The 10,619-nt window shown below is 69.6% G+C and carries 12 protein-coding genes and 2 pseudogenes; 8 read left to right on the top strand and 6 right to left on the bottom strand.

Translation table 11 applies throughout. The features are described 5' to 3' along the window. Nucleotides 1–11: 11 nt before the first annotated feature. Both ACS04_RS34790 and ACS04_RS39930 read left to right on the top strand, forming a co-directional pair. On the top strand, nt 12–263 hold the full coding sequence (locus tag ACS04_RS34790; protein WP_158977825.1) for a hypothetical protein: 252 nt from the start codon (nt 12–14) through the stop codon (nt 261–263). Between the two features lie 95 nt (nt 264–358). Continuing rightward, a pseudogene (locus ACS04_RS39930) lies at nt 359–523 on the top strand (IS5/IS1182 family transposase); the annotation flags it as partial. Nucleotides 524–595: 72 nt separating this feature from the next. Here ACS04_RS39930 and ACS04_RS34785 read toward each other — a convergent pair. Then, nucleotides 596–853, bottom strand: coding sequence for a WhiB family transcriptional regulator (locus ACS04_RS34785; protein WP_048480938.1), 258 nt, complete (start codon nt 851–853; stop codon nt 596–598). A 164-nt stretch (nt 854–1,017) separates the two neighbouring features. Here ACS04_RS34785 and ACS04_RS38530 point away from each other — a divergent pair, with 164 nt between their 5' ends. Further along, nucleotides 1,018–1,239, top strand: a complete 222-nt coding sequence (locus ACS04_RS38530; protein ID WP_158977822.1) for a hypothetical protein — start codon at nt 1,018–1,020, stop codon at nt 1,237–1,239. 225 nt (nt 1,240–1,464) lie between these two features. Here the strand turns inward: ACS04_RS38530 and ACS04_RS34780 are convergent, their stop codons facing one another. Both ACS04_RS34780 and ACS04_RS34775 read right to left on the bottom strand, forming a co-directional pair. Beyond that, nucleotides 1,465–2,016: a pyridoxamine 5'-phosphate oxidase family protein gene (locus ACS04_RS34780; RefSeq protein ID WP_048480853.1), complete on the bottom strand. Its 552-nt coding sequence runs from the start codon at nt 2,014–2,016 to the stop codon at nt 1,465–1,467. A 112-nt stretch (nt 2,017–2,128) separates the two neighbouring features. Further along, on the bottom strand, nt 2,129–3,394 hold the full coding sequence (locus ACS04_RS34775; protein WP_078865659.1) for a globin domain-containing protein: 1,266 nt from the start codon (nt 3,392–3,394) through the stop codon (nt 2,129–2,131). 495 nt (nt 3,395–3,889) lie between these two features. Between ACS04_RS34775 and ACS04_RS34770 the strand changes: the two genes are divergently transcribed. Together ACS04_RS34770 and ACS04_RS39925 are read left to right on the top strand one after the other, a co-directional pair. Next, nucleotides 3,890–4,315 carry an SRPBCC family protein gene (locus ACS04_RS34770; protein WP_048480936.1) on the top strand — a complete coding sequence of 142 codons (426 nt, stop codon included), beginning with the start codon at nt 3,890–3,892 and terminating at the stop codon, nt 4,313–4,315. An 86-nt stretch (nt 4,316–4,401) separates the two neighbouring features. Beyond that, nucleotides 4,402–4,749 (top strand): SpoIIE family protein phosphatase, encoded by a 348-nt coding sequence (locus tag ACS04_RS39925; RefSeq protein WP_107438789.1) that lies wholly within the window; start codon nt 4,402–4,404, stop codon nt 4,747–4,749. 20 nt (nt 4,750–4,769) lie between these two features. Here ACS04_RS39925 and ACS04_RS34765 read toward each other — a convergent pair whose 3' ends face one another. Further along, the gene (locus tag ACS04_RS34765) at nt 4,770–5,963 is read right to left on the bottom strand and encodes a HEAT repeat domain-containing protein (RefSeq protein ID WP_245236702.1); all 1,194 of its coding nucleotides are present in this window, start codon (nt 5,961–5,963) and stop codon (nt 4,770–4,772) included. A gap of 489 nt (nt 5,964–6,452) precedes the next feature. On the opposite strand from ACS04_RS34765, the gene ACS04_RS40355 reads away from it, so the two are divergent. Further along, nucleotides 6,453–6,911 carry a UBP-type zinc finger domain-containing protein gene (locus ACS04_RS40355; RefSeq protein ID WP_078865658.1) on the top strand — a complete coding sequence of 153 codons (459 nt, stop codon included), beginning with the start codon at nt 6,453–6,455 and terminating at the stop codon, nt 6,909–6,911. A 167-nt stretch (nt 6,912–7,078) separates the two neighbouring features. Then, nucleotides 7,079–7,320: pseudogene (locus tag ACS04_RS34760) on the top strand (IS630 family transposase); the annotation flags it as partial. A 236-nt stretch (nt 7,321–7,556) separates the two neighbouring features. Here the strand turns inward: ACS04_RS34760 and ACS04_RS37965 are convergent. Next, nucleotides 7,557–8,156 carry a hypothetical protein gene (locus ACS04_RS37965; protein ID WP_048480851.1) on the bottom strand — a complete coding sequence of 200 codons (600 nt, stop codon included), beginning with the start codon at nt 8,154–8,156 and terminating at the stop codon, nt 7,557–7,559. Between the two features lie 320 nt (nt 8,157–8,476). On the opposite strand from ACS04_RS37965, the gene ACS04_RS34750 reads away from it, so the two are divergent. After that, nucleotides 8,477–9,574: a ribosomal protein L7/L12 gene (locus ACS04_RS34750; protein WP_053081120.1), complete on the top strand. Its 1,098-nt coding sequence runs from the start codon at nt 8,477–8,479 to the stop codon at nt 9,572–9,574. 166 nt (nt 9,575–9,740) lie between these two features. Here the strand turns inward: ACS04_RS34750 and ACS04_RS34745 are convergent, their stop codons facing one another. Continuing rightward, nucleotides 9,741–10,481: an ABC transporter ATP-binding protein gene (locus ACS04_RS34745; protein ID WP_048480850.1), complete on the bottom strand. Its 741-nt coding sequence runs from the start codon at nt 10,479–10,481 to the stop codon at nt 9,741–9,743. Between the last annotated feature and the right edge of the window lie 138 nt (nt 10,482–10,619).

The raw sequence follows: 10,619 nt of genomic DNA, 5'->3' as shown, positions 1-10,619 counted from the left end.
GGGTTTTCACCGTGGGGGGACGAGAGTACGCCGCCCTCACCGTGCTCGGCAGCGAGGACTTCGACGCCATGGAAGTGGTGGAGATGACCGACGCCGGACGCGGTGGGCTCCTCCTGGAGTTCCGCATGGACGAGGAGTCGGCCAAGCTGACCCATCTCGGTGCGGAGGTGGACATCCCACTGCTCAGGGCCTCCCTGGAGGTCTTCCGGGAGGACTTCCTGGAACCGAGGCGCGCGGCGGGACTGCCGTTGCCGCCCTGGTAACCCGTACGGCCTGAACACCGGGAGAGCCCCGCCGGACAACCGTCCCGCGGGGCTCTCCTGCGCTGCGTTCGGTCCGGCAGGTCATGTGAACGCCGGGCACCTCTTCGCGCAACTGCCGGTTCTCGGCCGCGAGCGTGCAGGTCGTCATCGACGCGGACAGCCGACTCGTCGTCGCGAGCGCCCGCCCGGCGCCGGGCAACAAGGCCTGTGCCCACGTCTGGCGCGAGTCGGATCTGCCGGCCGTGGCGGCCGGGACGACCGGATCGGGGTGTTCGCGGCCTACGCCTCCGGCGGCTGGTGGGTCCTGGTGGGCCGGGAGGTGGGCAGGCGGGTCAGGAGTGGAGGCGAGCCCGCGCCTCCCGGGCCACGCGGCGCTTGACGGCGCGTCGTTCCTCCTCGGTGAGGCCTCCGCACACGCCCATGTCCATGCCCCCTTCGAGTGCCCACTCCAAGCAGCGCTCCAAGACCGGGCAGCGGCGGCACACCGCCTTGGCCTCCTCGATTTGGAGCAGGGCTGGGCCGCTGTTCCCGATGGGGAAGAACAGGTCCGGGTCTTCCTCGCGGCAAGCCGCTTGGTGACGCCAGTCCATCGTCATGCCTCCGTTCACGTAGTCGGTCGCTCACCCGCGCACCTGACCGGGATCCGCGGCTCTATGCGGCCGACAGGGGCATCGTTGGATTCTTCACCGCGGCCTGCTCCGAGAATGCCGCTCTGATCTCTGTTGGTCATCGGCGTCCGGGGCAGGTTGTGCGCATGTTCAAGCATCGACGTGTACGTACGGCCGTGGTTTTCGTGGTGGCCTGGGTGGTCCTGACGGGAGCCGAGCGGTGGGCTGAATCGGCGGAGTGGCCAAATGCCGTGCTGCAAGGGCTGCTCTGGGCTGCCGTGGTCACCGCTGCCTGGTGGTTCGCCGACTGGACCCGGGCGGGCAGCCCCCAGCCGCGACATCTTGAGGAGCATCGCGGGGAGCGGTGAAGCCGGGCAACGCGGACGGCACGTATCCGACCCGGTTTCCGGAACTCGGCGGCAAGGCCTGCCCGCCTGCGCCGCCAAGAGCAGGCCGCCGGCGGCCTGGCCCTGGACCCCGGCCTGCAGGGCGAGCGGTGCCGGGCGGCGCGGGTCGGGCACGGTCCAAGGGAGCCGGCCCGGGAGGAGCCCCCCGACCCGCCGCCCGGGCGCCCGCGTCTCATCTGCCGTGCATCACCGGGTCCCGGGTGCCGTTCGGGAGCGGGTGAAGTAGTCCGCGTCCTTCGGCCGGTCGGACGGGTGGCCGGCGCGGGGGCCCGGCACCAAGTGGGGTATGTACTTGGAGCAGTGGATGTAGGCCTCTTCGACGGTGAGGTGCACCCACATCTCCGGGCTCCGGCCCGGCGCGGTGTCGCGCGGCAGGCCGGGCTGCGTGGAGCGGAGGTCCTCGTCGTGGTAGAGGCGGGCAACACCGTTGACGTGCAAGCCGACGCGATGGTGCGTGAAGTCGACGAAGAGCATGCCGAGATGCGGGTTCTCGGTCATGTTCCCGGCGCTGGCGAGCACCCCGTTGCCGCGGAACTCGGGGTAGGCGAGGGTGTGTTCGTCCAGTACGTGCACGAATCCGGGCGGGCCGGCCCGGAAGCTCGAATCGCATGCTCCCCCGGAGTCGGCCGTCGCCAGGAAGACCATGCTCTGGCGGCCGATGAACTCCCGCATCTCGGGCGTGAGGCAGGGGCGGACCTGCTGGTCGTAGAACCGGGCGGCGCGGTCGGCGCTTCCCATGTGCTGCTGCAGCCGGTGTTCACCCGCTGATCCGAACGGCGGTGGGGGAAAGGTCACGAGGGCGTTCTCCTGGCAGGATCGGCGCGCCTGTGGCTCAGGGAGCGGACAGGTCTCAATGAGCGGACAGGACGGGGGTCTCGAACGGGTCGTGGTGGATTCGGTCGGGCAGGGTGCCGTGCTGCGTCAGCGTCTGGCTGGCGGAGACCACCATCGGGGCCGGTCCGCTCAAGTAGACGTCGTGCTGGTACCACGGCCCGTACTCGGCCAGGACCTCGGGCAGCGATCCCCGGATGCCGGGGATGTACTCGTGGGAGACGGCGCCCCTGATGGACAGCCAGTGGTGCTGCTGCGCCATACGGAGCATGTCGTCGACCCCGTACAGTTCGGCGCCGGTCCGCGCGCCGAGGAACAGGTCGACATTGTGCCCCCCGCCACGGCGGGCCACTTCCTCGACGATCGCGCGGATCGGTGCGAGACCGGTCCCGCCCGCCACGCAGAGCAGGTCCCTGTGGACGGCGGCGTCGAGCACCATGTCGCCCATGGGTGGTCCGAGTTGGAGTAGGTCGCCCACGGTGGAGCGGTGTACGAGCGCGTCGCTGACCGAACCGCCGCCCACCGCGCGGACGTGCAGGGTGAGGGTGCCGTCCGGGCGGGGTGCGTTGGCGGCGGAGTAGTAGCGCCACTGCTTGGGCCACCACGGTGTCTCGAGACTGACGTACTGCCCGGCCGCGAACATGTACGGCATGTGGGGCCGCAGGGTGATTTCGGCGATGCCGTGTCCGCGCAGGACCTTGTGCACCACCTTGGCGGGCCAGACGGCGGGCCGCTGCGCCTCGTCCTGCTCGGCGGCGCCGATCATGACGTCGGCGACCACGCCGTATGCCTTGCCCCAGGCCGCGGCGGTGTCCGCGGTCCAGGCCGGACCGGCGTAGCGGGCCAGCGAGGCGAGGAGACACTCGCCCACGGCGGGGTAGTGCGCGCGGAGGGTGCCGAACTTGCGGTGGTCGCGGCCGAGGTGGCCGCAGAAGCGGACCAGGCTCTCCGGGTCGTCGACCAGATCCACGATGTGCAGCAGCGCGCGCAGCAGCCGACCGCGCTGGGCGTCCATCCCCGGGGGGAACATCGGCCGGACTTCGGGATATCGGGCGAAGAGGATCGCGTAGAAATAGACCGTCATGTCCGCTGCGAGCGGCTCGACCACGGTGACGGAAGCCCGTATCAGCGCTATCTCGTGGGCCGACAAGGGCGGCTCGGCCGCGGGCGGCTCGGTCGCGGGCGGCTCGCCGGGCGCTGCGGGGGTGGTGTCCGCGTGGGGGGCGGGACCCTGCGGGTGCGGGTGAGTGGGCGGGTTCGTCGGGCGTCCTATCCGGAATCTCAAGAGACCCGCGCTCCTCCCGTCGGTGTGCGACCCGGACACGATCGTCTGGCTTTCTGGGTGGTGGCAGGGGTGGGCATGGGTTCTCCTGCTGGGGGGATCGTCGAAAACGGATCGAGCGGTTCCGGAGGTTACATGATCGTGGGTGTGACTCAGAAGTAGTAACGGGCCGCGGCAACCGGCGGGGCCGATTCCGCGCTCTGCGATGCGTGCTTAGTGTGCATTTCGCTCGGGAGCCGCGACCGTGGAGTCCTGAAATAGACGTGGCGCGGTGAGTCAAAGGGGCATGGGGGACGGTCCGTTCGGGAGGGTGTTCAAGGGCAGGGTGGGACGCAACAGACCCTTGTGCCCCGTCAAGCGGAGAACATGCGGCGTTGCCCGTGTGAGGTTCGCCAGCCCCGCCCACCGGCCCTCTGGTGCGCCCGCGTGCGGTGAAATCCGTTCGCGTGGGTAGCCGGTGGAGGACCAATGGCCCGCTCGGAGAATATGGAGAACCCCATGACGTCCTCATTGCTCGAAGCCGTCGACATCAAGGCGCCCGTCTCCGTGAGCTGGGCCCTGTGGCAGGACGTGGAGCGCTGGCCCTCCTTCCTCAGCCACGTGCGGCACGTCAAGCGCATCGACGCCGACACGTTCGTCTGGCAGGTCTCCCTGCCCGGGGCCGACAAGCAGTTCGTGGCGGAGCTCACGGAAGTGATTCCCGAGGAGCGCATCGCCTGGCGCACCTCGGAGGGGGTGCACCACGCGGGCGTGGTGACCTTCCACCGGCTGAGCGCAACGGAGAGCCGGGTGGCCCTCCAGATCGAGTACGACCCTAAGGGTTTCGTCGAGCATCTGGGCGCCCTCACCAACCTCGACTCGGTCCTGGCCAACTACGACCTCGGCGAGTTCCAGGCCATGGCGGAGCGCGAGGCGGCCGGCTGACGAGGCCCGCGCCCCACCGCCCGCCGTGCCCGCCCCGGCCACCGGTGCCCTCGCGGCCGTGATGGTGAGTACCTTCGCCGACGCCGGTGCTCCGGCTCCCCTGCCGCAGCCACCGGTCCGGTTGCCTCCACGGTGTGGGGGTGAGATGCGGACGAGGTACCGGTGCGCGGGGTGGGATCGGGGTGTGCGGCAAAGGCGCCGAAGCCGCCGTCGTCACCAGCCTGACCCGCTACACCGTGCGCGCGGCCGACCGGCATCACGAGGACCCCACCGAGGTCCTCAACGCCCTCGACAGAGCCAGTCCCCCACACCACACCCCCACCATCGAATCCCCAGAGACTCGATCATGCCTTCCCCTACCGCCCCCCAGTGGCCGGCTGCCGGCATCCGGAGCACCTCCCGACTCACCCTCGGCTGGGGAGCGCCAGGGCTGACAGTGTGGTGGCGGGCAAGGTCACAGCAACGCGGCGATGCCCTCTCGATTGTCGGGCAGCCCGGCCGCACGGAACCACAACGTGTTCCTGCCGATACCGCCCGTCGCATCGTCGGTGTCCACGAATGCCCGCAGCAAGTCGCGTTGGGCGCTGGAGAGCGGGTGGGCCGGGTCGTACCCACCGGCAAAAGCTCTGAACAGGATGGGCCCGCGCTCGAAGTCGACGACCGACGTGCCTCTGGCTGCCACGATAGCGACCGCCACCGATGCCACCTCTTCGAAGGTTTCTGCCAGGGCGAGCGCGGAGCGCAGCACGGTGAACCGGAACCACCCGTCGAGCCCGGGCAGCGGTTCGGGGAACCATCCGTCCGTCGTCTGCGGGTCCCGAAGGGCGTGGAGGAGGACGGCGAGAGCGCGTGGCCGATCTACTTGGGCGGGCCCGAGCGCGGCGCAGACCCGCACAGCCGGGTCGGAATCGGTGAGCAGGTCGGAGGTGTCCATCCCCCACACTCCGAGCGCCCGCGCCACACTCGCTCGCTCCCGTCGCCCCGACCCCGTACCCAGACGCGCCCGCAGCAACGTGGCGGCCTGCGGCACCCGGTCGGCGAGCTCTGGGGCGGTGAGGAGCGGCACCGCGGCGCCGAGCGCGGCCTCTCGGACGTGAGCGTCGGGAGAGGACAGGAACGGTTCGACGGCGTCGTACAAGGCGGGGCGTATCTCCCGGCACGCGTGCAGTGCGGCGAGCTCGTCCGGGTCGTGCTCGTGCCTTGCCCGGTCATGCCAGGGCTCCCACTGCCAGTCGGTTCGCTCGCGTACGAGGTCCTCCCCGTAGGCGGCCGACTCGGCAACTTGTCCCAGCCAGACGAGCAGGGCGGCCCGCAAGGTGCGCGACGGGCCGTCATCCCACGGGAAGTGCCCCTCGTGCTCGGCGAGGGCCACGCGATGGTCGAGGATCGCGGCGACGAACAGGACTGCGGGCGCGGTGACGGTGTACAGGGAGCCCTGGTGCAGCACAGCCATGTCCAGCGCGGCCAACGCCTCGGACCGGACCTCTGGATCTTCGTCCACGAGGGAGCACAGCGAGAGGGGTATGTCCTCGCCGGAGCCGTAGGCGTGCTGGAGAGACTCCCAATCCGTACCCAACAGCAGGGCTTGGGCGCCCGCCGGCAATCCGCTCAGGATCCGCGTCATGCGGGCACTCTCGTCATTCGTCATGCCCACACCCTGTCAGCGCCCACCGACAACGCCCGCTCTCGGACGAAGGGAAGGACGGCGAACACCCCGGCAAAGCACGTACGGGCCTCACCTTGCTGGCGCCTGCGGCGCTCAACAGGACAATCCCGAAGCTCAATGGACAGCTGGAGGGCTCAGTCACACCGCGGCCCCGACACCGCGCTCGAAGGGCTGGAGTGAACCGCTACCCACAGGGTGCGGGATGAGCCCCGACCTGCGCGTGCTCGTGTATCCGTGAATGCTGAGGGCGGGCGGCGCATCCGGCCGGAACGCTTCCAGGCGGAGTCGTATGCGTGGACGTCAATGACACCGCCGCGCTCCAGGCCGCGCAGCTCCGGGGTGCCGAGGGCCGTTCGCACACGGTCCGGCGGGCCCCCTGCTCGCCGCCCGGCAGCCGGACCGGCCCGCATCCGTACGTAGCGCCACGACGGAATACGGCATAGAGACACACGACGTGATACGAGGCCCGTAATGAAGCCCACCCGTGAGAACACCGTCGACTCGAACCGTTCGGAACGGAATCGTTCGGAGCGGGCCCCAGATCAGCCGCAAGATCCAGGAGTCGACCGTGACGTTCTGCGCCTGCCGAGCGCCGGCTGGCGCACGGCGCCCGACCACGGGCGCTCGGAACCGCGCCCGTGCCCGCACGCCGGGGAACCGGCGCGGGCTCCACTGCGAATCACGGGCTGCGAGGAATGCCAGGCCGCAGGACGGGGCGATTGGGTTCACCTGCGGGTCTGCTTGGCCTGCGGGCACAACGGCTGCTGCGACAGCTCTCCGGGAGCCCATGCGTGGAAGCACGCACAGGACACCTGCCACGCGGTCGCGGCCGCGGTGGAGAGCCCTTGGGCGTGGTGCTACGTCGACGATGTCTTCCTCGTACCCGTCGAGAGCGAACCAGGCTCTCAGCCCCCTACTCCCCCGCTCTAGAAGATCGCCCCACCGCACGAGCCTCTACTTCATCGCCTGCCCTCTTCTCGACTGCCTCGATGATCTGCTCGGCGGTCACGAAGTCGCCGAGCGCCTCGGTGGGGAGAGTGACGCCGTGCGTCGTCTCAAAGCCGCTGACCAGCTGAATCACGTCCGACTATTCGCAGCTGAAGGAGTCCATCGCGGCCCAGGACTGGCTGCCCCCCCCATACGCGCCCGACCTCAACCCGGTCGAGGGCATCTGATCCCTTTGCGAAGCGGATTCCTGGCCAACGTCGCCTTCGCGGACCAGGGCCACCTCGTGCGGACGGTCAGGCGCGGCTTACGGGAGATCCAGTACCGACCTCAGCTCATCGACGGCTGCCTGGCCGCCACCGGGCTGACCACCGACATCGCGAGTTCAACCTAAGCGACAAAGCACTACCAGCCTTCGCAGGTTCGGAGCGCCGGCCTTCCCGCGGCCCGGCGCCGGTAAGCCGCGCACATCTCCTCCGGCGAGCGTCTGCCGGCCCCGCAACCAGGACACCCATGCCAGCGCCGCAACCAGGTCGTATGCGACATATACCAGCACAGCCGCAACGCGTTCATCGACCACTCAAAGAGGGTCGACTCCATCTGGTAGCAGCCCGGGAGGCGCTCGGCGTGCTACTTGACGTAGATCTCGTCGAGGGTGTCGATGACCCCCGCCGCGTTCAGGTGGTAGCGGAAGGGCAGGCCCTTGTCCGGGTGGGTGTCCAGCCACCCGGTCAGCTCGCTGGTGGAGATCGGCTTGCCCGTCACCGTGGAGGGCCCGAGGATCGGCGCCGTCGCGGTGATCTTGGCCGTCTCCGCGATCGGGATGTACGTCCACGCGCCCGACGGTTCGAAGCGCCCGGGGCAACCGTACGTGCCGTGTTGGACGATGAGAGTGGTCATACCGCCCTCGGGCGTGTAGCGGTGCACGGCGATCGTGTCGGGCGAGATCGGCATCCTGTGGTCGGCGCCGCAGGTCGGCGCGGGGGGCGGGGCTGGTGCGGGTGGATTCTTCGCCGCCGGGGTGGCCGTTGCCGAGGGCTTGGGCGCCGCGCCGGTCTTCGAAGGGGCCGGCACGGCGACCGTGGCGCCGGCGGTGGGCGGGGCCGAGGCGGCCGCGGTGGGCTTCGCGTCCGGCGCGGCCAGGTCGTCGCCGTTCTGACAGGCGGTGAGCGCCAGTACGCCGCACACCGCCAGGGCGGCCACGGCCACCTGCCTCCGAACCGCTCTCATGGTCTTCTCCCTCTCCCGGATTCCGCCGTCGCCGCACCGTAGCCGCCGCAATGCAGCCGGGGCGACGGCCGGACGCGGTTCGTCACCGGGCCGGGATCCCGTTGTTGCGGAGTACGGACCTCCGCCCCCGCCCCGCGGACGCCCGCGACCGCGGGGCGGTCGGGGGTCTCCCGGAGCCGTCGGTAGCGGCGGGGAACGCCGGCCACCTCAGGGAAGCTCGACCTGGCTCGCGCCATAGCTGATCATCCGATACGCACGCCCCGTCCCGGGTCCGCGAAGTACGCTCCTGGCAATGTCGAACCTGATGACGGAGGGCTCTCGTGGCGGAGCGGTTGATCGGTGGTCACTATCGGTTGCTCGACGTCATAGCCGCGGGAGGGTTCGGCGAGGTATGGCGGGCGTACGACGAGCGCTTGAGTGCCTTGGTTGCGATCAAGCGCATCAAGATCGACCCGCACACCTCCGCCGCAGAGCGGGCGGAGCTCATCGCGAGGGCGAAGCGCGAGGCGCGCAATGCCGCCGCGTTACGCGACGAGCCGAACGTGGTGGCCGTGTATGACGTGGTCACTGAGGACGGCCTGCCGTGGGTGGTGATGCGCCTCATTGATGGTGTGTCCCTGGCGCAGGAACTCAAGCGACGCACTCGCCTGGAACCGGAACGGGCCTCTGAGATCGCCCTCGGTGTACTGACGGCTCTCAGGGCCGCGCACCGGCTTGGCATCGTGCACCGGGACGTCAAACCGGCCAACATCATGCTGGCCGCCAACGGGCAGGTGCTGCTGACTGATTTCGGTATCGCCAAACACCGCGACGACACCTCGCTCACCTCCACCGGCATGGTTGTCGGCACCCTCGAGTACATGGCCCCCGAGCGCTTCGGCCCTGTCCCGGGCGCGGACAACCCGGCGGGAGACCTCTTCTCCCTTGGAGCGACATTGTTCGAGACGGTCGAGGGAACCTCACCGTTTCGTCGTATGTCGGCGGCGGCGATCATGGCGGCGGTAGCCTTTGAACCACATCCGCCATTGCGGAACGCGGGCCCGCTGACCGCGCTGATCGAACAACTGCTGACGAAGAAGCCCGAACACCGCCCTGATGCAAGTGCCGCGATCGCGGCACTTGGGGGGCTGTCAGCGACATCCACCCGCCGAGGGGAGAACACCAACCCGCCGACACAAGGCGGTTGCAGGGACGATGAAGAGTTCTACGACGTCATCCTCGACTCTGCCGGCAACAAACCGATCTGGGTCCTCAAGGTCGTACGCCAGCTGACCTCGCTCGGCATGAAGGAAGCCAAGGACCTTGTCGACAACACACCCAGGCCGATTCTGAAGGCGGTCAGCGCCGAAATCGCAGCCAAGGCCGACGCGGCTTTGAAGCGAGCCGGCGGCGCAGTGACAATACGGCGCAGGGGATGATCTGCGCGCCCTCGCTGGGAGGTTGTCCTGGGATCGACCGCAGTCAGCACCCGGCACGGAGTCGTTGTCTGCACCATGCGCGTCGTGGCCGGGCACCACCGGGTCATCGCCGACCGATCACCCGAGGTGCGGGGCAAGTTCGGGTGCGCACCCCCGCCCGGACTTCCTACGCGTCCCCGGGAGTGATGATGCGGCCGTCGCGCAGTTCCACTACGCGGTCGGCGAGTTCGATCAGGTTGGGGTCGTGGGTGGCGACGAGGATGGTGACGGCCTTGCTGCGGACCACCGCGCGCAATAGTTCCATGATCGAGCGACCGGTTTCCAGATCGAGTTGACCCGTGGGTTCGTCCGCGATGATCAGGTCGGGGTCGTTCGCCAGGGCACGGGCCACCGCGACGCGCTGCTGCTGGCCGCCGGAGAGTTCGCCGGGGCGTTGCTCGGCGTGATCCGCGAGGCCTACCAGGGCGAGCAGGGTCCGGGCGCGTTCCTCGCGCTCCTTGGCGGGGATGCGCCGCAGTCGCATCGGTACGCCGACGTTCTCGACGGCGGTGAGGACGGGGATCAGGCCGAAGGACTGGAAGACGAAGCCGATGCGGTCGCGGCGCAGTGCGAGCAGGCCCGGCTCGTCGAGGGCGGCCAGGTCGGTGCCGTCGAGGGTGATCCGGCCGCCGGTCGGACTGTCGAGGCCGCCGACGAGGTTCAGCAGGGTGGTCTTGCCCGAGCCCGACCGGCCCCTGAGGGCGACGAGTTCGCCGCGGCGGATGTCGAAGGACACGCCGCGCAGGGCGTGGACGGCCCGTGGTCCGCTGCCGAAGCTGTGGCGTACGTCGTCCACGACCACGATGGGCGTGTCGCCGTCCTTCCGCGGTGCGGTGACCGTCGTCGTGGTCTCCCGTTTGACCGTCATGATCTGCACTCCCCCGTTGAGTGGTGCGCGGTGCCCCCGCCCCAGCCTTCCGCGCATTCCGCCACTGCGGATTTCCGCTCACATTTGCGCACCTGTCACGCTATTCACGCAAGTCCCTTCCTCTCACCGCCCGAATCT

It is taken from the genome of Streptomyces roseus (assembly GCF_001044425.1).
In the GTDB taxonomy this organism is placed as follows: Bacteria; Actinomycetota; Actinomycetes; order Streptomycetales; family Streptomycetaceae; genus Streptomyces; species Streptomyces roseus.
Note: the sequence above shows the minus strand (reverse complement) of the source record. Positions and strands in the feature narration are given on the sequence as shown.